26 protein-coding genes are annotated in these 22,397 nt (G+C 73.5%); 12 read left to right on the top strand and 14 right to left on the bottom strand.

Annotated features, from left to right (window positions below):
- Positions 1–24 precede the first annotated feature (24 nt).
- The 5 genes from TOK_RS16710 to TOK_RS16690 all read right to left on the bottom strand — a co-directional run bounded on the left by TOK_RS16710 (position 25) and on the right by TOK_RS16690 (position 4,241).
- A complete protein-coding gene (locus TOK_RS16710) occupies positions 25–591 on the bottom strand; it encodes a carboxymuconolactone decarboxylase family protein (RefSeq protein ID WP_098958809.1) in 567 nt (188 codons plus the stop codon).
- 66 nt (positions 592–657) lie between these two features.
- Positions 658–1,956, bottom strand: a complete 1,299-nt coding sequence (locus tag TOK_RS16705) for a deoxyguanosinetriphosphate triphosphohydrolase (RefSeq protein WP_098958808.1) — start codon at positions 1,954–1,956, stop codon at positions 658–660.
- Positions 1,953–2,570, bottom strand: coding sequence for a YdcF family protein (locus TOK_RS16700; RefSeq protein WP_098958835.1), 618 nt, complete (start codon positions 2,568–2,570; stop codon positions 1,953–1,955). The genes TOK_RS16705 and TOK_RS16700 overlap by 4 nt, the downstream gene beginning before the upstream one ends.
- Before the next feature lie 155 nt (positions 2,571–2,725).
- On the bottom strand, positions 2,726–3,781 hold the full coding sequence (locus TOK_RS16695) for an XdhC family protein (protein WP_253258423.1): 1,056 nt from the start codon (positions 3,779–3,781) through the stop codon (positions 2,726–2,728).
- A 67-nt stretch (positions 3,782–3,848) separates the two neighbouring features.
- Positions 3,849–4,241, bottom strand: a complete 393-nt coding sequence (locus TOK_RS16690; protein ID WP_098958807.1) for a hypothetical protein — start codon at positions 4,239–4,241, stop codon at positions 3,849–3,851.
- Positions 4,242–4,305: 64 nt separating this feature from the next.
- Here TOK_RS16690 and TOK_RS16685 point away from each other — a divergent pair, with 64 nt between their 5' ends.
- The 3 genes from TOK_RS16685 to TOK_RS16670 all read left to right on the top strand — a co-directional run bounded on the left by TOK_RS16685 (position 4,306) and on the right by TOK_RS16670 (position 7,507).
- Positions 4,306–4,656 carry a CDC27 family protein gene (locus TOK_RS16685; protein WP_098958833.1) on the top strand — a complete coding sequence of 117 codons (351 nt, stop codon included), beginning with the start codon at positions 4,306–4,308 and terminating at the stop codon, positions 4,654–4,656.
- Between the two features lie 476 nt (positions 4,657–5,132).
- Positions 5,133–6,518, top strand: coding sequence for a hemolysin family protein (locus TOK_RS16675; RefSeq protein WP_098958806.1), 1,386 nt, complete (start codon positions 5,133–5,135; stop codon positions 6,516–6,518).
- A complete protein-coding gene (locus TOK_RS16670; protein WP_098958805.1) occupies positions 6,515–7,507 on the top strand; it encodes a hemolysin family protein in 993 nt (330 codons plus the stop codon). Before TOK_RS16675 ends, TOK_RS16670 begins: the two co-directional genes overlap by 4 nt.
- A gap of 33 nt (positions 7,508–7,540) precedes the next feature.
- On the opposite strand, the gene TOK_RS16665 is transcribed toward TOK_RS16670, so the two are convergent.
- Together TOK_RS16665 and TOK_RS16660 are read right to left on the bottom strand one after the other, a co-directional pair.
- Positions 7,541–8,938 (bottom strand): glycine--tRNA ligase, encoded by a 1,398-nt coding sequence (locus tag TOK_RS16665; protein WP_098958804.1) that lies wholly within the window; start codon positions 8,936–8,938, stop codon positions 7,541–7,543.
- 864 nt (positions 8,939–9,802) lie between these two features.
- Positions 9,803–10,708, bottom strand: coding sequence for a hypothetical protein (locus TOK_RS16660; protein ID WP_141566425.1), 906 nt, complete (start codon positions 10,706–10,708; stop codon positions 9,803–9,805).
- 640 nt (positions 10,709–11,348) lie between these two features.
- Here TOK_RS16660 and TOK_RS16655 point away from each other — a divergent pair.
- Together TOK_RS16655 and TOK_RS16650 are read left to right on the top strand one after the other, a co-directional pair.
- On the top strand, positions 11,349–11,681 hold the full coding sequence (locus TOK_RS16655) for a helix-turn-helix transcriptional regulator (RefSeq protein ID WP_098958802.1): 333 nt from the start codon (positions 11,349–11,351) through the stop codon (positions 11,679–11,681).
- Complete coding sequence (locus TOK_RS16650; protein ID WP_098958832.1) at positions 11,678–12,331, top strand: SRPBCC domain-containing protein; 654 nt, start codon at positions 11,678–11,680, stop codon at positions 12,329–12,331. The genes TOK_RS16655 and TOK_RS16650 overlap by 4 nt, the downstream gene beginning before the upstream one ends.
- Here the strand turns inward: TOK_RS16650 and TOK_RS16645 are convergent.
- Positions 12,298–12,696 carry an antibiotic biosynthesis monooxygenase gene (locus TOK_RS16645; protein ID WP_098958801.1) on the bottom strand — a complete coding sequence of 133 codons (399 nt, stop codon included), beginning with the start codon at positions 12,694–12,696 and terminating at the stop codon, positions 12,298–12,300. The genes TOK_RS16650 and TOK_RS16645 overlap by 34 nt on opposite strands.
- Before the next feature lie 27 nt (positions 12,697–12,723).
- Here TOK_RS16645 and TOK_RS16640 point away from each other — a divergent pair, with 27 nt between their 5' ends.
- The 5 genes from TOK_RS16640 to TOK_RS34710 are packed head-to-tail and all read left to right on the top strand — an operon-like array spanning position 12,724 to position 14,974.
- Complete coding sequence (locus TOK_RS16640) at positions 12,724–13,101, top strand: helix-turn-helix transcriptional regulator (protein ID WP_098958800.1); 378 nt, start codon at positions 12,724–12,726, stop codon at positions 13,099–13,101.
- Positions 13,098–13,520, top strand: a complete 423-nt coding sequence (locus TOK_RS16635) for a Fur family transcriptional regulator (protein ID WP_098958799.1) — start codon at positions 13,098–13,100, stop codon at positions 13,518–13,520. Before TOK_RS16640 ends, TOK_RS16635 begins: the two co-directional genes overlap by 4 nt.
- Positions 13,521–13,545: 25 nt before the next feature.
- On the top strand, positions 13,546–14,331 hold the full coding sequence (locus TOK_RS16630) for an isoprenyl transferase (protein ID WP_098958831.1): 786 nt from the start codon (positions 13,546–13,548) through the stop codon (positions 14,329–14,331).
- A complete protein-coding gene (locus TOK_RS16625) occupies positions 14,328–14,723 on the top strand; it encodes a hypothetical protein (protein WP_098958798.1) in 396 nt (131 codons plus the stop codon). Before TOK_RS16630 ends, TOK_RS16625 begins: the two co-directional genes overlap by 4 nt.
- Positions 14,666–14,974, top strand: coding sequence for a GNAT family N-acetyltransferase (locus tag TOK_RS34710; RefSeq protein ID WP_256387980.1), 309 nt, complete (start codon positions 14,666–14,668; stop codon positions 14,972–14,974). Before TOK_RS16625 ends, TOK_RS34710 begins: the two co-directional genes overlap by 58 nt.
- A 126-nt stretch (positions 14,975–15,100) precedes the next feature.
- Here the strand turns inward: TOK_RS34710 and TOK_RS16615 are convergent, their stop codons facing one another.
- Positions 15,101–15,712 (bottom strand): hypothetical protein, encoded by a 612-nt coding sequence (locus TOK_RS16615; RefSeq protein WP_098958796.1) that lies wholly within the window; start codon positions 15,710–15,712, stop codon positions 15,101–15,103.
- Between the two features lie 127 nt (positions 15,713–15,839).
- Positions 15,840–16,580, bottom strand: coding sequence for a DNA repair protein RecO (gene recO, locus TOK_RS16610; RefSeq protein ID WP_098958795.1), 741 nt, complete (start codon positions 16,578–16,580; stop codon positions 15,840–15,842).
- A 158-nt stretch (positions 16,581–16,738) separates the two neighbouring features.
- Between recO and TOK_RS16605 the strand changes: the two genes are divergently transcribed.
- Positions 16,739–17,566, top strand: a complete 828-nt coding sequence (locus TOK_RS16605) for a HugZ family protein (RefSeq protein ID WP_141566423.1) — start codon at positions 16,739–16,741, stop codon at positions 17,564–17,566.
- Between the two features lie 47 nt (positions 17,567–17,613).
- Positions 17,614–18,276, top strand: a complete 663-nt coding sequence (locus TOK_RS16600; RefSeq protein ID WP_098958793.1) for a DUF4190 domain-containing protein — start codon at positions 17,614–17,616, stop codon at positions 18,274–18,276.
- A gap of 84 nt (positions 18,277–18,360) precedes the next feature.
- Here TOK_RS16600 and era read toward each other — a convergent pair whose 3' ends face one another.
- From era to TOK_RS16580, 4 genes are read right to left on the bottom strand one after another with little or no spacing between them, the layout of a single operon-like run.
- The gene (gene era, locus TOK_RS16595; protein ID WP_098958792.1) at positions 18,361–19,290 is read right to left on the bottom strand and encodes a GTPase Era; all 930 of its coding nucleotides are present in this window, start codon (positions 19,288–19,290) and stop codon (positions 18,361–18,363) included.
- Entirely contained in the window at positions 19,287–20,531 is a 1,245-nt protein-coding gene (gene lhgO / locus TOK_RS16590; RefSeq protein ID WP_098958791.1) for an L-2-hydroxyglutarate oxidase, read from the bottom strand. Before lhgO ends, era begins: the two co-directional genes overlap by 4 nt.
- Positions 20,528–20,878: a cytidine deaminase gene (locus TOK_RS16585; protein ID WP_098958790.1), complete on the bottom strand. Its 351-nt coding sequence runs from the start codon at positions 20,876–20,878 to the stop codon at positions 20,528–20,530. The genes lhgO and TOK_RS16585 overlap by 4 nt, the downstream gene beginning before the upstream one ends.
- Positions 20,859–22,397 carry a hemolysin family protein gene (locus TOK_RS16580; protein ID WP_098958789.1) on the bottom strand — a complete coding sequence of 513 codons (1,539 nt, stop codon included), beginning with the start codon at positions 22,395–22,397 and terminating at the stop codon, positions 20,859–20,861. Before TOK_RS16580 ends, TOK_RS16585 begins: the two co-directional genes overlap by 20 nt.

Raw genomic sequence — 22,397 nt, 5'->3', positions numbered from 1 at the left:
CCACTTCGGGGTCGTGAGCGGGAATCACGGGCTGTTCAGGCGGACCTCGCACGCGGCATCGAAGCCCTGGTCGGTGATGCCGAGGGCGTGGTTGCTGCGGGCGCGCATGTTCTCCAGCGCGATCGCGTGGGTCAGCTCGACGAGGCCGGCGCGGCCGAACTCGCGTTCCAGCCCGGCGACCTGGTCGTCGGTGACCGTCGTCGGGGTCGCGGTCATGGCGTCGGCGTAGGCGATCGCGAGCCGTTCCTGGCGACTGTAGAGCGGGTCGGCGGCGTAGGAGTCGATGTGGCGCAGGCGGTCCACGTCGAGGCCCTCGAGGCGCTGCAGCATCGTCCCGAAGTCGACGCACCAGGAGCAGCCGACCTGCGTCGCCGTCCGGTACACGGCCAGCTCGCGCACCGGCGCGGGCAGCACGGTCGACGCCTTCTCGTACGCCAGCTCCGACACCAGACCCGCCCAGAACAGCTTCCGGTGGTGGCGGGCGACCGCGAACGGCTCGGGCACGTCGCCGAACCGGCGCCGCGCCATCCGGTACACCAGCCGGCCGACCGGGCCCGCGTCACGCTCGGTCACCGCGGGGACTCGTGGCATGTCAGACCTCCATCGTGTCGTCCTGTGCGTAGGACGAGACGACTCCCGGGTTCGTGACAGGCAGGCTCAGACCCGTCGCAGGCGCGCGTGCCAGGCGAAGGCCTGCTGGTCGGTGAGCACCGCGATCTGGTCGACGACGACGCGCAGCCGGGCGCAGTCGTCGGCGGCGAGCGCCCAGTCCTCGGCCCGGACCGGGTCGAGACTGGCCGGGGCGCCCGCGAGCAGCGAGGCGGCGAGCTCGGCGAGCAGCTCCCGCTGCCGGGCCTGCAACGCGAGCCGCGCGGGATCTGCCATCACGTAGCGCACGGCGACGGCCTTGAGCAGTGCCACCTCGGCGGCGGCGCCGGGCGGGACGACGAGGTCGGCGGCGAACCGGGCGACGGGCACGTCGGGATCGGGCAGGGCGTCGAGCGTCGCGTCGGTGGCCGCGCGGACGAACCGGCCGACGAGCTCGCTGGTGAGCACCTTGAGCGCGACGTGCGCACCGCCGGTGGCGGTCGGGCCGTGGAACCCTGCGACCGCCGCGACCGACGGCAGCGCCACGAGCTGGTCGGCGGCCTCCTCCAGGGCTTCGGCGTCGGCACCGAAGTTGGCGACGGCCAGCGCCGCGAGCGCGGCCCGCTCCTCGGGATCGCCCAGCGAGGCCAGGTCGATGCGGCCGGCGAGGATGCCGTCCTCGACGTCGTGCACCGAGTAGGCGACGTCGTCGGACCAGTCCATGATCTGCGCCTCGACGCACCGTCGCCGCGGCGGGGCACCCTCGCGCACCCACGCGAGGACGGCGGCGTCGACGTCGTAGGCGCCGTACTTGCGCAGCCCCGGCTCCGCCACCCACGGGTACTTGGCGGCGGCGTCGAGCGAGGCCCGGGTGAGGTTCAGGCCGGCCGAGCCCTCGCCGTGTCCGACCTTCGGTTCGAGCCGGGTGAGGATGCGCAGGGTCTGGGCGTTGCCCTCGAAGCCGCCGCAGGCGCCGGCGATCTCGTCGAGCGCGCGTTCACCGTTGTGCCCGAAGGGCGGGTGCCCGATGTCGTGGGCGAGCCCGGCGGTGTCGACGACGTCCGGGTCCGCCCCCAGCTCCTCGGCGATGCCGCGGCCGATCTGGGCGACCTCCAGCGAGTGCGTCAGCCGCGTCCGCGGGATACCGGTGACCTCCGCACCCTCCCCCGGGCCCACGACCTGCGTCTTCCCCGCGAGCCTGCGCAGCGCCGCCGAGTGCAGGACGCGGGCACGGTCGCGGGCGAACGGGCTGCGCCGCTCGGGCCGGCCCCGCCCGGCGGCCTTGGGGTCCTCGGGGAGGAGCCGGGCGCGGGAGTGCTCGTCGTAACCCCGGTCGTGCGTGACGGCCAGGTCGGCGGGGCCGCTCATCCGAGCCCGGTGTCCTCGGTCTCGGCCGGTGCCTTGGTGATCCGGTAGTACAGCAGCGCGGCCGTCTCCCTGATGATGTAGCGGGCCTGCGTCTCCCGGCTCTGCACGACGGGTCCACTGCGGGTCGGCGACGTCCACGCATCGAGCCCGGAGTCCTCGGCCATCGTGCGCGCCCGCAGCGAGTGCCACGGGTCGCTGACGAGGATGGCGGTGTTCCAGCCGTCGCGCTGGGCCACGGCAGCGACCGCCTGCAGGCTCGCGAGGGTGTCGGAACCCTCGCCGACGGCGACGACCGCCGACGCCGGGACACCGTGGGCCAGCAGGTAGCGCCGGCCCGCGGAGGCCTCGGTGTACTCGTCACCGGCCCGGTTCCCGCCGACGGTCACGATCCGCGGCGCGACGCCCTCCTTGAACAGCGCGGCGGCGTGGTCGAGGCGGGAGGCGAAGATCGGGCTGGGGTTGCCGTCGTACTGCGCCGCACCGAGCACGATCACGGCGTCGGCGCGCGTCTCGGTGTCGGTGCGCGCGGTCTGCCACACGCGGAACGCCGTGCCGCAGACGATGATCGCGCCGATCAGCAGTCCACCGATGAGGAAGCGGGCGGGCCAGCGCAGGCCCGAGGCCCGGTAGGTGGTCCGGGGCGCGACGGGCGGGCGCGGGTCGGCACCGATCCGGCGTGTCGGCCCCTCCGCGCCGGAACCGGGGCGGCGGAGCGGGACGGTCGGCGTCGCGCGCCCCCCGGACGACCGCCACGGCGGGCGGGGTGCGGTCACCCGCCGATCCGGCTCTCGGAGGCGGAGAGAGCGGTCGCGGCGCGACCGGACCGGACGGCGACGACCTGCGCGACGATCGACACGGCCGTCTCGGCCGGGGTACGGGCGCCGAGGTCGAGCCCGACCGGGCCGTGGATGGAGTCGATCTCGGCCTCGGTGAGGCCCTTGGCCAGCAGCCGGCCGCGGCGCGCCGACTGGGTGCGTCGCGAGCCCAGTGCGCCGATGAAGCCGCGGCCGCCGCGCACACCGTCGACGAGTATCGCGTCGAACCGGGGCGAGTGGTCGAGCAGGACGACGACGTCGGCGTCGGAGAACCCGGCGACGGCGGCGCGCGCGTCGTCGAGGTCGGCGACGGTCCGCCCACCCCAGCCCAGCAGCGCGGCCTGCGCAAGCAGCGCCTCGCCGATCGCGCCGGCCCCGACGACGACCACCGTGGGCACGGGGACCCACAGGTCGAGCAGTACGTCGGTGCCCGCGGCGTCGAACCGTTCGGTCGTGGTGGCGCCGCGGCGCAGCCGGGCCCGGACGGTCTCGCAGGCGGCGTCGTCGGCCTCGGCGGAACCCAGCGAGCCGTGCACCTGCTCGAGCGCCGGGCCGGTGAGGACCAGGACGGACGACCCGTCGGCGGGCGAGAGCAGCGCGGCGGGGACGCCGCCGTCGAGAGCGTCGCCCAGTGCCGTCGCGAGTGCCGCAGGCAACGGGTGGCCCAGGAGCGTGGCACCGCCGGCGCAGGCCAGCCCTGCTGCGATGCCCGCGGCCTCGGAGACGTGTGCATCACCGGTCCGCGGGCCGGTGGTGGACGCAGCCGCGAGCGGGAGCGCCGTGTCGTCGAGCGCGCCGAGGTAGAGCACGCCTGCCGACTCGCCCGCGGCCGTCGAGGCAACGAGCTGGCCGGACTCGACGGTGCCGAAGCCGTGCCGGTCGAGCACCCGGACGACTCCGATCCCGGCCGACCCTCCCGCCGCCCACGCGCGGAGCGCCGCGCCCAGGGCGCGGCGGGGGTCGGTGGGGGCGTCGGTGGAGCCGGACGGCGGCACGGTCGCAGCGGTCACGTCGGCCAGGGTAGCGACCCCGGCCGACGAGGGGGCCGACCGAGAGCCTGGCGCGTCCCCCGCGGGGTCAGCCGGTCGGCAGGGTGCGGCGGAGCGCGAAGATCGCGATGCGGACGACGATGGCGTCGACGACCAGCGCCGCGAACGCCCAGCCGTCGAACAGTCCGGCGAGCGGGCGGCCCTGGGTGAGCGCCAGGACGCTGGGCAGCAGGAACGTCGCGACGCCGATCGCGCCCGCCACGGCCGCCGACAGCAGCGGGACCGGCTGCGCGGCCGGGGTCTTCAGCGTCCGTGCCAGCATGCCCGCGATCACGAGCATCACGATCGTGAGGACGGCGTCGATGATCGCGAGCCGAGAGACGTCCCAGAGCCGGAACCCGTGCACCGCGTGGACGACCGCCGAGGCGACGAGCAGCGCGAGCAGGAACTGCGGGGCGGTGATCGAGCGCAGCCGGTTCACGCGGCCAGTCTCCCCTCCCCCGTACCGTGGAATACCCACCAGGGGTATTGGGTTGGTGCTGGTCATGATGGACACGCTGACCTACCGGATGGCCGAGACCTGGGTCGACGGCGGTCGGCCGCTGGAAGCGCTCGAGATGCTCGAGCCCCGCGCCGGGGAGCTGCGGGAGAGCTCCGGCGGCACGCTGCTGCTCGGCCGCGCCTACTACCGCTCCGCGCAGCTGCGCAAGGCGGAGGAGGAGCTGCGCCGCGCCGTCGAACTCGCGCCGGCCGACTCGTTCGCCCGCTACCTGCTGGGCCGCACCCTGCAGCGGCAGAGCCGGTACGCCGACGCCCTGCCGCACCTGCGCCTGGCCGCGGCCCAGAACCCCGTGTACGCCGAGGACCGCGACGCCTGCGCGGCCCGCGTGGGCTGACCCGCAGGCGGGTAGAGCCGGCCGAAGCCGTCCGCGATGCGGACGGCTTCGGCGCGCGTGCGGGAGCCGGTCTCGCCGATGGCCGACGACAGGTGGTGGCGCACCGTCCCCTCCGACAGGTACAGCCGGTGCGCGATGTCGGCGACGTGGCGCCGTCGGCGGCCGCGACGAGCACGTCGCTCTCCCGCTCGGTGAGCGGGCCGGCGCCGGTGCTCGACGACTCGGCCTCAACGACTCGGCGGACCGGCCCTCGCGGGTGAACGCGGCGCGTCCCCGGAGCGGCCGTCACGGCTCGCCGATGACGGATGTCATCATCGACCCGGGAACTCTCGGGACGTCCGATTCGTCCACACCTGTGACAGGCCCGTGCCGGTTCCCGCCCGATCCCGGCTTCCGACAGACAGGACCATGGACCTTCCCCGAAGTACCGGCGGCGCCCGAAGGCGTCTCCCCACGCGCTCCCCCGGCGGTCTCCGATGACCGTCCTCGAAGTCCTCCTCGGCATCGTCGTCGTCGTGCTGATCACGGCCGCGACCGGCTGGTTCGTCGCCCAGGAGTTCGGCTACATGGCCGTCGACCGGGCCCGGCTGCGCTCCCGCGCCGCCGCCGGAGACGCCGGCGCCGAACGCGCACTCGGCATCACCCGCCGCACCTCCTTCATGCTCTCCGGCGCCCAGCTGGGCATCACCGTCACCGGTCTGCTCGTCGGCTACGTCGCCGAACCCATGATCGGCGAGGGCATCGGCGAGCTCCTCGGCGGCGTCGGCGTCCCCACCGGTGTGGGCATCGTCATCGGCACCGTGTTCGCGCTGCTCTTCGCGACCGTCGTGCAGATGGTGTTCGGCGAGCTGTTCCCCAAGAACCTCGCCATCGCCCGGCCCGAACCCGTCGCCCGCGCCCTCGCCCTGTCGACGTCGATCTACCTCGCCACGTTCGGCTGGCTCGTCCACCTGTTCGACAAGGCCGCCGAGCTGCTGCTCCGGCTGCTGCGCATCGAACCCGTCCACGACGTCGAGCACGCCGCCACCCCGCGTGACCTCGAGGCGATCATCGACGAGTCCCGCGACAGCGGCGCCCTGCCCGTCGACCTCTCCACGCTGCTCGACCGCGTCCTCGACTTCACCGACCGGCCCGTCCTCGCGGCCATGATCCCCCGTCCGCGGGTCACCACGGTCCACGCCGACGCCACCGTCGCCGACCTCGTCGCGACGATGGCGTCCGGCCACTCCCGGCTGCCCGTCCTGCGCGACGACCCCGACGACGTCGCCGGCGTCGTCTGCCTGCGCGACGTCCTCGCCCTCGAGGACGCCGGCCGCGACCCGGCCACCGTCCTCGTCTCCGAGATCATGCGCCCGCCGCTGCTGCTGCCCGACTCGCTGCCGCTGCCCGCGGTGCTCCACGAGCTGCGGTCCGTCGGTGAGGAGTTCGCCTGCGTCCTCGACGAGTACGGCGGCCTCGCAGGCGTCGTCACCACCGAGGACGTCGCCGAGGAGCTCGTCGGCGAGATCACCGACGAACACGACCCCGTCGGCCTCGACGTCTCCACCGTCGGTGAGGGCGTCTGGACCGTCCCCGGTGCGCTGCACGTCGACGAGGTCGAACGCTTCCTCGACCACCCGCTGCCCGAGGGCGACCACCAGACCATCGGCGGGCTCGTCGTCGCCGCCCTGCAACGGCTCCCCCGACCCGGCGACGAGGTGGCCATCCGCCTGCCCCGGCCGCCGGGCACCGAGGAGGACGAACCCGCAGTGACCCTGCACGCCGTCGTCGAACGCGTCGAGAGGCGGGTGCCGGCCCACGTGCGGCTCCGGCTGTCGACCGCGTCCGCCCCCGACGGCGCCTCGGAACGAGCCGACCGATGAACACGTGGACGATCGTCGTGTCCATCGGGCTCATCGCGCTGTCCGCGTTCTTCGTCGCGATCGAGTTCGCGCTCGTCGCGGCCCGCCGCTACCGGCTCGAGGAAGCCGCCGAGCGGTCCGCGTCCGCGCGGGCGGCGCTGCGCAGCTCCCGCGACCTGTCGCTGCTGCTCGCCGGCTCACAGCTCGGCATCACGCTGTGCACCCTGGGCCTCGGCGCCATCGCCAAACCCGCCGTCGACGAGGCGCTCGAACCCGTCCTCGCCGGCTGGGGCCTGCCGGCCGCCACCGCCGGCGTCCTCGCGTTCGTGCTCTCGCTGATCGTGGTGACGTTCCTGCATCTCGTCGTCGGCGAGATGGCACCCAAGTCGTGGGCCATCGCCCACCCCGAACGGTCGGCGACGCTGCTCGCGCTGCCGATGCGCGGGTTCATGTGGCTCACCCGGCCCGTCCTCGTCGTGCTCAACGGGCTCGCCAACCGGTGCCTGCGCGCCGTCGGCGTCGACCCCGTCGACGAGGTCGGAGCAGCCCGCGACCCCGCAGACCTGCGCGAGCTCGTCACCCACTCCGCGCGGGCCGGGGCACTCGACGAGAACCGCCGCGCCCAGATCGTCACCGCACTCGACATCTACCGGACGCCGCTGCGCGAGCTCATGCGCACCGACCCCGTCACCGTCGACATCCTCGACGACGCCGCCTGCGTCCGCGCCGTCTCCCGGCAGAGCGGGCACCTGCGGCTCGTCGTCCGCGACGGCGAGGTCCCGGTCGGGGTGGTGCACGTCCGCGACGCCCTCGCCGCGCCGGCCGACGCCACCGCCGGGACGCTCATGCGGCCCGTCCTCACCCTGTCCGGCGACGAGACCGCGCACGCCGCGCTCGGCACCATGCGGGAGCAGCGGGCGCACCTCGCGCTCGTCTCGGTGGAAGGCGCCACGGGCCTGGTGACGATGCGCGACGTCGTCGACCGCCTGTTCCCGGCGGAACCGGCCTGACCCGCCTTCCTCCACGACGAACAGCGGCGGCCCTCAGCAGCCCAGCAGGCGGGCCGCCAGGTACGACTCGACCTGGTCGAGCGCGATCCGCTCCTGCGACATCGAGTCGCGCTCCCGGATCGTCACCGCCTGGTCGGTGAGGGTGTCGAAGTCGACGGTGATGCAGAACGGCGTGCCGATCTCGTCCTGGCGGCGGTACCGGCGGCCGATCGCACCCGCATCGTCGAACTCGACGTTCCAGTTCTTGCGCAGCGCCGTCGCCAGGTCACGTGCCTTCGGCGACAGATCCGCGTTGCGCGACAACGGCAGCACCGCCGCCTTCACCGGCGCCAGCCGGCGGTCGAGCCGCAGCACGACCCGCTTGTCGACGCCGCCCTTCGCGTTCGGCGCCTCGTCCTCGTTGTAGGCCTCGATGAGGAACGCCATCATCGAGCGGCCCACACCCGCCGCAGGCTCGATCACGTACGGCCGGTAACGGGTACCCGACGCCTGGTCGTAGAACGACAGGTCGACGCCCGAGTGGTTCGAGTGCGTCGTCAGGTCGAAGTCGGTCCGGTTCGCGATACCCTCGAGCTCGCCCCACTCCTGACCGGAGAAGCGGAAGCGGTACTCGATGTCGACCGTCCGCTTCGAGTAGTGGGAGAGCTTCTCCTTCGGGTGCTCGAAGTGCCGCAGGTTCTCCGGGTCGATGCCGAGGTCCGTGTACCAGCGGGTGCGCTCGTCGATCCAGTACTGGTGCAGCTCCTCGTCGGTGCCCGGCTCGACGAAGTACTCCATCTCCATCTGCTCGAACTCACGCGTCCGGAAGATGAAGTTGCCCGGGGTGATCTCGTTGCGGAAGCTCTTGCCCATCTGGCCGATGCCGAACGGGGGCTTCTTGCGCGACGTCGTCTGCACGTTCAGGAAGTTCACGAAGATGCCCTGCGCCGTCTCCGGCCGCAGGTAGTGCAGACCGTCTTCGGTCTTCACCGGCCCGAGGTGCGTCTCGAGCATCATGTTGAAATCCTGCGGCGGGGTGTACTGGCCGCGGGTACCGCAGTTGGGGCACGGGACGTCGGACAGGTCGTCCTCCGCGGCGGCCTTGCCCGTCCGCTCGACGTACTCCTCCGCGAGCTGGTCGGCCCGGAAGCGCTTGTGGCAGCTCAGGCACTCGACCAGCGGGTCGTTGAACACCCCGACGTGACCCGACGCCACCCACACCTGGCGCGGCAGGATCACCGAGCTGTCGAGGCCCACCACGTCCTCACGGCCGGTGACCATCGTCCGCCACCACTGCCGCTTGATGTTCTCCTTGAGCTCGACGCCCAGGGGGCCGTAGTCCCACGCCGAGCGGGTACCGCCGTAGATCTCCCCGGAGGCGAAGACGAATCCGCGGCGCTTCGCGAGCGCGACGATGGTCTCGATCTTGGCGGAAGTCGGCTTGCTGGCCACAGCTGATATCTCCAGGAAGAGTCCCGAAACGGAAGCCCCCAGCCTATCCACCGGCCCACCGCGCCCTCCCGCACCCCTCACTGACCGCGACAGCGAGCCCGCGGCGCGACCCCGTGGGGATCGGCGTGCGGTTCGCCGGGTCCGGGCGCCGGCTGCAGGCCGCCGCCGGGTCCGGGCGCCGGCTGCAGGCCGCGGGCCGTCCCCGGCAACATCCGCGGTGTCCACGCGACCCACGCGGCCGCGGCCGGGCCGGGCCCTCCGTCGGGCAGACCCGCCGGCGTGGTCGGGCGGCGCCGCGGTTGTGCCGTTGCCGCGCCGAGCGTGCAGTCGCCGCGCCGAGCGTGCAGTCGCCGCGCGGTTCCTGCGGGCCGGGCGCTGCCTGCAGACCGCGCGCCGCCCCGGCGATACGCGCGGTGTCCATGCAACCCACGCCGCGGCAGCCGGGCCACAACCGGCAGAGACTCCGCCGGGCTTACGCGCACAGCCGGTGGGGTGCCGCCAGGGGAGTCGTCGCCACGCTGAGTGTGCCGTCGCAACGCTGATTGCGCGGTCGCCACGCTGAGTGTGCCGTCGCCGCACGGTTCCTGCGGCCCGGACGCGACCTGCAGAGCCTGCGCTGACCCGACAAACCGAGCGATGTCCACGCGACCCAGGCGCCGACCGGGTCAACTAGCGTGGAGCGGCACTGAAGATCGGCGGTCTGCGCGCGGTGTCCGAGGTCGCGACTGGCCTCAGCGGTCTGACGCCCGCCTGCGGGGGTGGCGGCATCCGCTCACCCAACCCTCCGATCGAAGAGCCCGCGCGGTGCTCAAGACCACCACCGCCGAGGGGGACGCAACACGGCGGCGCTCACGCCGGGTGCCCTCACGGCCCGGCGAACGCGGAGCGCAGGCGCGCCGCGACCGGCTCGAAGTCCACGAGGTCGGCCCACGTCCAGCGCACGACCCGCAACCCGACCGCGCGCAGGGCGTCCTCGCGACGCTTCTCGGCCCACACCACCGCGGCGGCGTCGTCCTGCGAGTCACGCGTGTACTTCGTCCGGCCGTCGAACTCCCCGACCGTGCGCAGCGCAGGCCACCCGAAGTCGACCCGCCCGATCAGCCGGCCGCCGCCGCGGACCTCCCACTGCAGCTCCGGCGCAGGGAGTCCGTGGCGGCGCAGCGCGACCCGGCTGCGCGACTCCCCCGTGCTCTCGCACCGACCGTCCGCGAACGCGACGACCCGACCCGCCGCCGTCGCACCACCTCGATGCCGCGCCCTGCCGCGCGCGTACGTCAGAGAGGTCGGTGCGACGAGGCCTGCGCGCAACGCGGCGTCGGCGACCGCGACGGCCTGCTCGAACGGTTCGGTGCGGGCGATGTCGACGACTGTCCGCGCGACGGACGTGACGTGGCCGGCCTCGACGAGCTCCACCTCGTCCTCCCCGAGTCCGGTGCCGTGGAGGTGCAGCCGAGCCGAGCGACGGACCGCTCCTGGGGACATCCGGGTCAGGTGCACACGGTCGACCGCGATGCCCCACACCGGCAGGCCGTGCAGCACCGCTGCAGACACGTGACTCGCCGCGACCGGGGCCCGCATCCGCTCGAACGCCGCCCGGACCTCCAGCGCATGCCGTGCGTCGGGGCCGATCCCCGCCGCCGACGCGGCAGGTAGGTAGGCGCCGCGGGCGATCCGCACCAGCTCGCCGCCGGCGCACCAGCGGGCCAGCTCGTCGTCCGACACTCCAGAGGCCAGCAATGCGGATCTGCTGGTCAGTCCGATCACGTCCACGTCCCGACTGTGGCGCCTCCGGCCCTCGGGCGGCCACCCCTCCGGCGTCCCCTGTGGACAACTCGACCCCAGGTGCACAACTTGTCGGATCACCACGCAGCTTCTCCGGTCGTCGCGGGTCCGACAGGTGCGCGAGATGCGCGGTCCACACCAACGGAGCTCGGCTTCCTCGGTCGTCGCGCAGGCTGCGGAACGCGCGCCGACCGAGGGAAAAGCGCGCCGACCCGAGAAACCGTGCGGCGAGCAGACCGACCTGGACATCGGCCGCCGCACCCGGAGCACGTGTACTCCCCGCGGTCACCGCGACTTCTCGACGTCCCTCACGCAGCCGTGCGCGACGCCGCGCAGTCTGCACGCACAACGCGCGTACGTCGCAATCATCGCGCGTCCCGCAGGCCGCGTGGCGACCCCGGAATACGTGCACTCCTCCCGCAACCCGCGCGACGACTCCGCGCCTCCGCGACCCCGCGACCCCGCGCCTCCGCGACCCCGCGACCCCGCGACCCCGCGACCCCGCGACCCCGCGACCCCGCGACCCCGCGACGAGAGGCAAGGGGAACACGGGTGGCCTCCTCTCCGCAGCGGCCGCCTCACTAGATCGATGTTTGCTTATATAAGTCGAAGCTGTTACTTTCGAGCCGTGCACGCGTTCGACGTTCTCGGAGACCCGGTCAGGAGGCGCATCCTCGAGCTCATCGCCGACGGCGAGCTGAGCGCAGGGGATGTGACGGCGACGGTCCGCGAGGAGTTCGGCATCTCCCAGCCCGCGGTGTCGCAGCATCTCAAGGTGTTGCGGGAGAACGGGTTCGCCTCGGTGCGAGCCGTCGGCACCCGGCGGCTGTACGCGGTCCGGGCCGATGGGCTGCAGGAGGTCGACGTGTGGCTCGACCGGTTCCGCCGGTTCTGGACCCCCCATCTGGACGCCCTGGCGACGGAGATCGCCCGCGGCAAACGTGAACGGAGACAGTGGTGAGCGACGCGACGGACGTACGGCACGAGGTGAGTGCGGTGCGGCGCGAGGTCGGTGCCAGGACGTTGGCGGCGGGCGAGGCGCGGGTCGTCACGATCAGCCGGGTGTATCCGACGTCGGTCGACGACCTGTGGGACGCCTGCACCAGCCTCGAGCGGCTACCGCGCTGGTTCCTGCCGGTGACGGGTGAGCTGGAGCTCGGCGGCAGCTACCAGCTGGAGGGCAACGCGAACGGCACGGTGGAGCGCTGCGACGCACCGAACTCGTTCGCGGCGACGTGGGAGTTCGGCGGTGAGGTGAGCTGGATCGAGGTCACGTTCGCCGGCGAGGGCGAGGGCGCCCGGTTGACGATCGACCACATCGCGCACGTCGACGACGAGCGGTGGGCGCAGTTCGGGCCGGGCGCGGTGGGGCTGGGCTGGGATCTCGGGCTGTACGGGCTGGGGCTGCACCTGGCGACCGGGGCGAGCGTCGACGCGGCGGAGGCCGAGGCGTGGTCGACGTCGCCGGAGGGTGGCGCGTTCCTGACGGCGGCGAGCGACGACTGGTGCCGGGCGTCGGTGGCAGCGGGGACGCCGGAGGCGGAGGCGCGCCCGGCAGCGGACCGGACGACCGCGTTCTACACCGGCGCCGAGCCCCCCGCGGGGTCCTGAGAGGACGCGAGCAGGCTCTCGTGCGCGGTGACCGCTCCCCCGGCGCCGGAGGCGAGGGTCTCGAAGGTGGCGGGTTCGTCGGCGAGCGCCTCGGCGAGCAGCGGGACGACGTGCTCGCGCACCGGGAAGGGTGAGAGGGCGCGGCGGTAGCCGTCGACGGAGGCGAACCGCACCTGCAGAACCCAGCGTCCCGGCTCCTCGATGGCCCGGCCCAGCTCGCCGCCGAGGCAGCCCGGGGCGGCGGTGAGCAGCTCCAGGGCACGGCGCCCGCGGGCGAGGAACGCGTCGGCGTCGGCGGGCGGGACGTCGAACCGGCACATGAGCAGCACGAGGTGCGAATCTAGTCCAGCGCGGACGCCTACCATGGGCGGCACGTGACAGGACGGGGAACCATGTCGATCACCACCAGCTCCGCGGAAGGCGCCGAGGGGCACGTCGACCACGACGAGCACACGTGCATCGCGCCGGCGCCGGTGCGCACCCCGGACACGCTCGCGGCGGCGGGTGACCTGCTGCGGGCGCTGGCGGCACCGGTGCGGATCGCGATCGTGCTGCAGCTGCTGGAGTCGCCACGGTGCGTGCACGACCTGGTCGACGCGCTGGCGGTCACGCAGCCGTTGATCAGCCAGCACCTGCGGGTGCTCAAGGCGGCCGGGGTGGTGCACGGGGTGCGGCAGGGCCGGGAGGTCGTCTATGCCCTGGTCGACGACCATCTGGCGCACATCGTCGTCGACGCCGTCGCCCACGTCGAGGAAGGGACGCCCGCGTGACCGACCCCCGCCCCACGGTGCGCCTACGGGCGACGAAGCAGCGGGCCGCGGTGTCGGCGCTGCTCGACGAGCTCGACGACTTCCGCTCCGCCCAGGAGATCCACGAGGCGCTGCGGCGTTCCGGGGAGGGCATCGGCCTGACGACGGTGTACCGGACGTTGCAGACGCTGGCCGACGCCGGTGAGGTCGACGTGCTGCGCATGGGCGCGGGCGAGGCCGTCTACCGGCGCTGCGACACCGGCGACCACCACCATCACCTGGTGTGCCGGACGTGCGGGACGGCCGTGGAGATCGACGGCCCCGACGTGGAGCGGTGGGCGGAGAAGGTGGCGGCGGAGCACGGGTTCACGGAGGTGAGCCACACCGTCGAGATCTTCGGGGTGTGCAGGGCCTGCGCGGAGACGCCCGGCCGCGGCTGAACGCCACCTCCGTAGGGTGCACGTCGTGCCCTTCCAGCCTCCTGCCCCGCACCCGTCGGGCGCCCGGCCGCCGGTGATCCCGCGCGAGCTGGTGCCCCACCATGTCGCGCTGGTGATGGACGGCAACGGGCGCTGGGCCAACGCCCGCGGGCTGCCGCGGATCGAGGGGCACCGCCGGGGCGAGGCGTCGTTGATGGACGTGGCGCGCGGCTGCATCGACATCGGCGTGAAGTGGTTGTCGGCGTACGCGTTCTCGACGGAGAACTGGAAGCGCTCCCCCGACGAGGTGCGCTTCCTGATGGGCTTCAACCGGGACGTGATCCGCCGCCGGGTCGACGAGATGCACGCGATGGGCGTGCGGGTGCGCTGGGCGGGGCGGCGGCCGCGGTTGTGGCGCAGCGTCATCAAGGAGCTGGAGGTCGCGGAGGAGAAGACCCGCGACAATGACGTGCTGACGTTGACGATGTGCGTGAACTACGGCGGACGGGCGGAGATCGCCGACGCGGTCCGCCAGATCGGGCGCCTCGTCGCGGACGGGAAGATCAAGCCGGACAAGATCGACGAGCGCACGATCGCCCGCTACCTCGACGAGCCGGACATGCCCGACGTCGACCTGTTCGTCCGCAGCTCGGGTGAGCAGCGGACGTCGAACTTCCTGCTGTGGCAGTCGGCGTACGCGGAGATGGTCTTCCTCGACACGCTGTTCCCCGACTTCGACCGCCGCCACATCTGGGAGGCGATCGAGATCTACGCGCGCCGCGACCGCCGGTTCGGTGGCGCGATCGACCGTACCGAGGAGACCGGCTCATGAGCGACGTCGCTGCGATGCTCGACCTGGCCCGGCAGGCGCTGGAACGGTTCCACGACGTCCAGGTCGACGACGACGGCGCCATCACGTTCGTGCATGGCGCCGTGCCCTGCGTGGTGCAGGGGCTCGAGCTGGAGGAGGGGCTGCCGGTCCTCAACGTCACGTGCGTCGTGGCGTGGGACCTGTCGCTGGAGGTCGACGTGCCGACGCGGGTGGCGATGGGCGCGGGCGAGGGCCTGTTCGGGACGCCGCGCGTGGTGCGCGGCGACAACGGCTGGGACGTGACGTTGCGCTACGCGTTCCCCGTCGCGGGCCTGACCGAGAAGCCGCTGGGGACATTGCTGATGCTGGTGGCGGGCAACGCGTCGGCGCTGCGTGCGGAGCTGGTGGACTGAGCCGTGGCCCCGCACGGTACTGCGCGAGATCGCCCACGACGACGCCGACGCGGCTGCGGGGCCGCGGGCTCGCCGCGGAGGCGATGGCCGCGGTGCTGGACTTCGGGTTCGACCGGATGGCCTTGCAGCGCATCGAGATCTGGACCGAGTCGGCCAACGTGCGGTCGGTGCGGATGGCGGCGCGGCGCGGCTTCGTCCACGAGGGGACCCTGCGCGGCTACGTCCGTGAGGACGACGGATCCGGACCGTGACGTCGACGTCTTCGGGTTTCTGCGCGGTGACCCCCTGCGCGGTGACCGCCCGGCGCCGCCGCGCACGTGAACGTGGTCGGGTCCGGGGCGGCGCAGGGAGCCGTCCCGGACCCGGTCTCGGGGCGGTCAGCCGTTGTCGATGTGCACCAGCGGCAGCGAGCTCATCTGCGCGGGGTTCATCGCCGACGCCGCGGTGAGCACCGTCGCCTGCGCCTCCTGCATCCGGGCGTCGACCAGCCCGGACAGGCCGTAGGCGATCCGGCCGAGCTGGCGGACAGCGGTGTCGTCGACGGTCGGCTGCGTCGCGGAGACCACGGCGACGCCGGTGGGCGCGCCCGCGTTGTTCTGCGCGACGCCGACGGTGAACGTCTCGCGCGGGTTGACGTGCCGGGACGCGTAGTGGTCGCGCAGCTTCTTCATCAGGCCGTGGAACTCGGTGACCTGGCCCTCCATCTTGAGCTCGGCCACGTCGGAGTCCTTGAGGACCTCGGTGCGGCCGGAGAAGCAGCGCACGTAGCCGACGAGGGCTCCCGTCCACAGCGCCTCGACGAGTACCGGGTCGGGGTTCTGCGCCAGCGTCGACACCAGATGCTCGCAACACTGCAGGACGTACTGCAGGTCCTCGAAGACGGCGGCGAGACGCGTCAGTTCCTCCGACTCCGGTCCACCCATGCGCCGGACCGAGGCCGGGGCCTCCTCGGTGTCGGTTGCACCGGTCGTCCCGTTCGTGTCGGCCACGTCGCCCCCTGCTGATTGCGTGCTGCACTACTGCTGCTGCACTGCCTGAGGCCGCAGGCTAACCCCGGAGCGGCCGGTCTCCGATCTCGATATGAGACGGCGGTCACGGGCCGGGCGCGAGCCGCCCTCACAGCGGGGCGCGGCGCTCCACCAGTGGCAGCGAGCGGAGCTGGCGTTCGAGGTGCCACTGCAGGTGGGCGGCGACGAGGCCCGAGGTGTCGCGGCGGACGGCGGGGGCGGCGGCGTCGGCGAGGTCCCAGTCGCCGTGGAGCAGGGCGTCGAGGAGCGAGAACGTCTCCTGCGACGGCAGCGCCGAGCCGGGCGGGCGGCAGCGCTCGCAGACCGCTCCCCCGCCGGCGACGCTGAACGCGCGGTGCGGGCCGGGTTCGGCGCACTTGGCGCACTCGGTGATCGCGGGCGCCCACCCGGCGTGGCTCATGGCGCGCAACAGGAACGCGTCGAGCACCAGGGAGGCGTCGCGTTCGCGGCCCGCCATCGCCCGGATGGCGCCGACGAGCAGCAGGTAGACCCGCATCGACGGCTCGCCCTCCTCGGCGACGAGACGGTCGGCCGTCTCCAGGATCGCGCAGCCCGCGGTGTAGCGGGGGTAGTCGCCGATGATGCCGGCGCCGAACGCGTCGACCGTCTGGGCCTGGGTGATGACGTCGAGGCTGCGGCCGGTGTAGCACTGCACGTCGACGTGGTTGAAGGGTTCGAGCCGGGCACCCCAGCGCGACCGGGTCCGCCGCACCCCCTTGGCGACGGCGCGCACCTTGCCGTGCCTGCGCGTCAGCAGGGTGACGATGCGGTCGGCCTCGCCGAGCTTCTGCACGCGCAGCACCACACCGGTGTCGCGGTACAGGCTCACCGGACGAGACTACGACGCCGCCACGACCGCCGTCCCACGGCGCGCGCCGACCGCACCCCCGTCGACTGCAGGCCCCCCGCCGACTGCGCCGCCGCCCCTTGACACCCGCGCGCCCCGGCGGTGAGGTCAGGCTCACCAACTCGAAGGGGGAACGGCCCGTGTCGGAGCAGCCGTCCGGTTTCCGGGACCACGCGGTCCCGCAGGAGGCGCGCGACGCCACCAAGCGAACGCTGGACGCGACGGTCGGGCTCGTCGGTGAGCCGAGCGACGCCGAGCGGTCGCGCACCCTGTTCTCCGGGACGCGGACGGCGACGCTGTCGACGATCGGGGTCGACCCGGCCGGGGTGCCGTTCGGGTCGCTGGTGGCGCACGCCGTCGACGACGCGGGCCGGCCGGTCCTGTGCCTGTCGGACCTGGCCGAGCACACCCGCAACCTCGCGGCGGACCGGCGGGCGTCGGTGATGGTCGTCGAGTCCGGCGAGGGCGACCCGCTGGCACTGGGCCGGGCAACGGTGATGGGTGAGATGTCCGTCCTCACCGGCGACGAGCGGGAGGTGGCGCTCGAGCGCTACCGCGCGGCGCACCCGGGTGCGTTCTACGCCGACTTCGCCGACTTCCGCATCCACCGCCTCGAGGTCGCAGCGGTGCGCTACGTGGGCGGGTTCGGCCGGATGAGCTGGGTCGACGCCGCCGGGTACGCGGGGGCCGAGCCGGATCCGCTGCACGCGCACCGCGCAGGGATCGTCGACCACATGAACGACGACCACGCCGACGCGCTGCTCGACTTCTGCCGGAAGCTGGCCGACAGGCCCGACACGACGACCGCGCGGATGGTCGACGTCGACCGCTACGGGTTCTCCGTGCTGGCCTCGGACGGCCCGGAGTCCGGGGAGAAGGCGGTGCGGTTCGTGTTCGACGCCCCCGCCGACGACCCACTCGCCGTGCGGACCGCGATGGTGGACCTGGTGCGCCGCATCCGCGGCTGAGCGCGCTACCCCTAGGATCGGGGCGCAGGCCCCACCCGAGGAGAGCGATGTCGCAGGACCCGAACCAGCCCGGGAACGACCCCGCCGCGTCGTCGCAGAGCGGGTCGGGCTCCTCGGCGGACCCGACGGCGAGCCCGTGGGGCTCGCCGGGCGGCGACGAGGGCACTGTCAGCTTCCAGAAGAACACCGGCGACGCCGGGCAGCCGCAGGCCGGGTACGACGCCGGTCAGCAGGCGGCCCAGCCGGGCTGGGACCCGTCGCAGCAGCCCTACGGCGCCGACCCGTACGGGGCGCAGCAGCCCTACGGCGGGCAGCCCTACGGCGCCCATCCCGGGTACGGCGCGCCACAGCCCGGCAGCTGGGATCCCAACGCCTACCCGCCTCCGGGCAGCTACGGCACCGGCGGCTACCCCGACCCGTCGCAGCCGCAGCCCTACGGGGCCTACGGCGCGTACCAGCCGCCGCCCGCCTACCCGGTCGCGGCGCCGACGAACACGATGGCGATCCTGTCGCTGATCTTCGCATTCGTGTTCGCGCCGCTGGGCCTGGTGTTCGGTTTCGTGGCGCGCAGCCAGATCAAGTCCAGCGGCGAGTCCGGCGACGGGCTCGCGCTCGCCGGGCTGATCATCAGCGGCGTGTTCGTCGCGCTCTTCGTGCTGTTCTTCATCTTCATCTTCGCCCTGGCCGGCGCGGCGACCACGTACCGCTGAGCCGCCGCCCTCCCGGACAGCACGAACGAACGGCACGGTCGCGCAACGGATCGCGCGACTGTGCCGTTCGTTCGTGGGAACCGCTCAGAAGCCGAGCTTGCGCAGCTGGCGGGGGTCGCGCTGCCAGTCCTTGGCCACGGTGACGTGCAGGTCGAGGAAGATCTTCACCCCGAGCAGCGCCTCGATCTGACGACGGGCCGCGGTGCCGACCTGGCGCAGCCGCTCCCCGCCGCGACCGATGACGATGCCCTTCTGGCTCTGGCGCTCGACGTAGATCGTGGCGTGCACGTCGAGCATCGGGTTGTTCTTGGGGCGGTCCTCGCGCTCGATCATCTCCTGCACGACGACGGCGATGGAGTGCGGCAGCTCGTCGCGCACCCCTTCGAGGGCGGCCTCGCGCACCAGCTCGGCGACGAGGATCTCCTCGGGCTCGTCGGTGAGCTCGCCGTCGGGGTAGAGCGGCGGGCCCTCCGGCAGCCGGGCCACGAGCAGGTCCGACAGCAGCGGCACCTGGTCGCCGCGGGCCGCCGACACCGGCACGATCTCGTCGAACCCGATCTCGAGCTGCGTCAGCTCGGTGATCCGGGCGGCGATCTGCTCGGGCTGCGCCCGGTCCGTCTTGGTGACGATCCCGAGCACCGGGGTGCGCCCCGCGACGGCCTTCATCTCGCCGGCGATGAACTCGTCGCCGCGGCCGACCGGGACGTCGGCGGGCACGCAGAAGCCGATGACGTCGACCTCGGCCCAGGTCTCGCGGACCAGGTCGTTGAGCCGCGACCCCAGCAGGGTGCGCGGCTTGTGCAGCCCGGGGGTGTCGACGACGACGAGCTGCGCGTCGGGCCGGTGCACGATGCCGCGGATCGCGTGCCGCGTGGTCTGCGGCTTGCTCGACGTGATCGCGATCTTCTGCCCGAGCAGCGCGTTGGTGAGCGTCGACTTGCCCGCGTTGGGGCGCCCGACGAAGCAGGCGAACCCGGAGCGGTGGTCGTCGGGCCAGGTGCCGAAGCCGGTCATGTGAGGGGTCCCAGCTTCTCGCCCGTGAGCCGCTCGAGGATCTCGCGGCCGATCGGCAGCGCCGCGGTCGCGGCGGGTGAGGGTGCGTTGAGCACGTGCAGGATCGCGCCGTCGCCATGGCCCTGCTCGACGAACAGGAAGTCGTCGACGAGCGAGCCGTCGGGCCGGACGGCCTGCGCGCGGACGCCCGCGCCCGCCGGGGACAGGTCCTCGACCCGCACCTCGGGCAGCATCCGCTGGATCTGGCGGACCATCGCGCGCGACGACAGCGACCGGTGCACCTCGCCGAGCCCGTAGCGCCAGTGCTTGCGCGCCAGCGCGACCGTGCCCGAGTAGGTGAGCGAGCCGAGGAGCTCCTTCGGCTTGACGGCGCCCCACGAGTAGCCCTCACGGGCCAGCGCGAGGACTGCGTTGGGGCCGGCGTGGACGTGTCCGTCGACGCCGCGGGTGGCGTGCACCCCCAGGAACGGGAACGCCGGGTCGGGCACCGGGTAGATCAGGCCCTTGACCAGCTCGGCGGCCGGCTCGGAGAAGCCGGCGTACTCGCCGCGGAACGGCACGATCCGCACACCGGGGTCGGCGCCGGCGGCGCGGGCCAGCTCGTCGCTGCGCAGCCCCCCGCACACCACGACCTGGTGGCCCAGGACGTCGCCGGTGTCGGTGCGGACCACGACGTCGGCAGCGCGGCGGACGATGCCGGTGACGGCGCGGCCCGTGTGCACCTCACCGCCCTCCTTGGCGACGAGCGTGCCCAGCGTCTCGGCGATGCGCCCGTAGTCGCAGATGCCGGTCGACGGCACCGACAGCGCCGCGATGCCGCGGACGTGGGGCTCGTGGGTGCGGATGCCCTCGGCGTCGACCTCGTGGGCCTCGACCCCGTTGGCCACCCCGCGCCGCGCCAGCTCGGCGAGGCGGGGCAGCTCCTCGGGCTCGGTGGCGACGACGAGCTTGCCGGTGACCTTGTGCGGCAGGTCGTGCGCGCGGCAGAACGCGACCGTCTCGGCACAGCCCGCGACCGCGAGCCGGGCCTTGGCCCCGCCCGGTGCGTAGTACAGCCCGGAGTGGATGACGTTGGAGTTGTTGCCGGTCTGGTGCGCGCCGAGCCGGTGTTCACGCTCCAGCACGACGACCGAGCGGCCGGTGCGGGCCACGGCGTGCGCCGTGGCCAGCCCGACGATGCCACCGCCGACGACCACGACGTCGGCGCGTGGCGTGGACGGCAGCGCCGCGGGAGCGGTCACGCCGACGCCTCGGGGGCCAGCACGCGCACGACGGCGCCGGACGCGTCGGCGAGGATCACCGGCGCGGCCGGGGCGAGGTCGCGGACCGCGGCGACCGACGCGTCGTCGACAACGCCCTCGGCGCTGACGACGGCCGCGGCCTCCAGTCCGGGCGCCCCGCTGGACACGGCCGCGGCGACAGCCGCCTGCAGGGCCGTGAGCTGCAGCGACGGCAGCGCGACGCTCGCCGCGGCGTAGGTACGGCCGTCGGTGTCGCGGACGGCGGCGCCCTCGGCGGCTCCCGTGCGCGCCCGCGACGAGCGGGCCAGCGTGACGATCTTGACGTCCTCAGGATCGAGGTCGGACATCGGTTCCTTCCCGACGGTCGGCGTGTCCGCCCGTCCCGTTCCCTGTGTCGTGGAGTGTCCCGGCGTGCGCGGCGGGATCGCCCGCGCGGCCGTTGGCCGCGGCGGCGTCGTGCAGGTCGAGCGGGGTGCCGTCGTCGCCGGAGCGGCCGTCGTGGGAGCGGCCGTCGGCGGTGCGGTCGTCGCGGATCGTGTGCATCAGCAGCGGCAGGTCCGCGTCGTCGTCGACCGGGCTGACCAGCACCGTCGTGATCCGGATGCGGCCGCGGGCGTCCTTGCCGCCCTCCGCGAGCAGGTGCAGGCCCGCGACCTCGGTCTGCGCGCCCGGCAGCGGCACCTTGCCCAGCCGCTGCGCGAGCAGCCCGCCGACGGTGTCGACGTCGGCCGCGTCGAGCGCCACGTCGAGCGGGGAGTTGCCGTCGTCGTCGAGGCTGAACGCGAACAGCTCCCCGAAGTCCTCCACCGGCAGCCGGGCCGCCACCCGCACCGTGCGGGCGTCGAGCTCCTGGACCGGCGGCACCTCGTCGGCGTCGTACTCGTCGGTGATCTCGCCGACGATCTCCTCGAGGATGTCCTCGATCGTGACGACGCCCGCCGTACCGCCGTACTCGTCGACGACGATCGCCATGTGGTTGCGGCTGCGCTGCATCTCCTTGAGCAGCTCGTCGATCCGCTTCGAGTCGGGCACGTAGACCGCGGTCCGCATCACCTCGACGAGCTCCGCAGGTGCCTCGGCACCGGCGTGCTGGGCCGCGACGAGGTCCTTCAGGTAAGCGACCCCCACGACGTCGTCGATCCCGTCGCCGAGCACCGGGACGCGCGAGTAACCGCTCTTGAGCGCGAGCCGGACCACCTTGTCGACCGTGGTGTCGCGCTCGGCCCACAGCACGTCGGGGCGCGGGACCATCACCTCGCGGACCAGGGTGTCGCCCAGCTCGAACACCGAGTGGATCATCTGCCGCTCGTCCTCGTCGACGACGCCACGCGTGCTGGCCATGTCGACCAGCTCGCGCAGCTCCACCTCGGAGGAGAACGGTCCCTCCCGGAAACCGGGGCCCGGGGTGATCGCGTTGCCGACCAGGATCAGCAGTGTCGCCAGCGGGGACAGCAACGTGGCCAGCACCCGGATCGGGACCGCGACGACCATGCCCACCGAGTACGGGTGCTGACGGCCCAGGGTGCGCGGCCCCACGCCGATCAGCACGTAGCTGACGACGACCATGATCACGGCCGCCACCAGCACCCCCACCCAGGGCGTGCCGAACGTGCGGGCCATCGCGACGGCCAGCAGGACCGTCGCCGCCGTCTCGCAGATCAGCCGCAGCAGCAGCAGGAGGTTGACGTGGCGGGGGCGGTCCGCCACCACCCGCGACAGCGCCTTCGCACCCGGCCGGCCCGCGCGCACCAGCGCCTCGACGCGGGCACGCGACACCGACCCGAGCGCGGCGTCGGCGGCGGCGAACACACCGGCCAGCGGCACGAGCAGCATGACGACGACGATCATCACGACGGTGCCGCTCAC

The sequence above is a fragment of the Pseudonocardia sp. N23 genome (genome assembly GCF_002583555.1).
Taxonomy (GTDB): Bacteria; Actinomycetota; Actinomycetes; order Mycobacteriales; family Pseudonocardiaceae; genus Pseudonocardia.
Note: the sequence above shows the minus strand (reverse complement) of the source record. Positions and strands in the feature narration are given on the sequence as shown.

Coding starts and splice junctions, on each gene's coding strand:
- TOK_RS16675 (WP_098958806.1), top strand. CDS start 5,133: ATGACCGTCCTCGAAGTCCTCCTCGGCATCGTCGTCGTCGTGCTGATC.
- TOK_RS16600 (WP_098958793.1), top strand. CDS start 17,614: ATGTCGCAGGACCCGAACCAGCCCGGGAACGACCCCGCCGCGTCGTCG.
- TOK_RS16585 (WP_098958790.1), bottom strand. CDS start 20,878: ATGTCCGACCTCGATCCTGAGGACGTCAAGATCGTCACGCTGGCCCGC.
- TOK_RS16640 (WP_098958800.1), top strand. CDS start 12,724: ATGTCGATCACCACCAGCTCCGCGGAAGGCGCCGAGGGGCACGTCGAC.
- TOK_RS16705 (WP_098958808.1), bottom strand. CDS start 1,956: ATGAGCGGCCCCGCCGACCTGGCCGTCACGCACGACCGGGGTTACGAC.
- TOK_RS16710 (WP_098958809.1), bottom strand. CDS start 591: ATGCCACGAGTCCCCGCGGTGACCGAGCGTGACGCGGGCCCGGTCGGC.
- TOK_RS16685 (WP_098958833.1), top strand. CDS start 4,306: ATGATGGACACGCTGACCTACCGGATGGCCGAGACCTGGGTCGACGGC.
- TOK_RS16625 (WP_098958798.1), top strand. CDS start 14,328: ATGAGCGACGTCGCTGCGATGCTCGACCTGGCCCGGCAGGCGCTGGAA.
- TOK_RS16670 (WP_098958805.1), top strand. CDS start 6,515: ATGAACACGTGGACGATCGTCGTGTCCATCGGGCTCATCGCGCTGTCC.
- era (WP_098958792.1), bottom strand. CDS start 19,290: ATGACCGGCTTCGGCACCTGGCCCGACGACCACCGCTCCGGGTTCGCC.
- TOK_RS16645 (WP_098958801.1), bottom strand. CDS start 12,696: ATGGTAGGCGTCCGCGCTGGACTAGATTCGCACCTCGTGCTGCTCATG.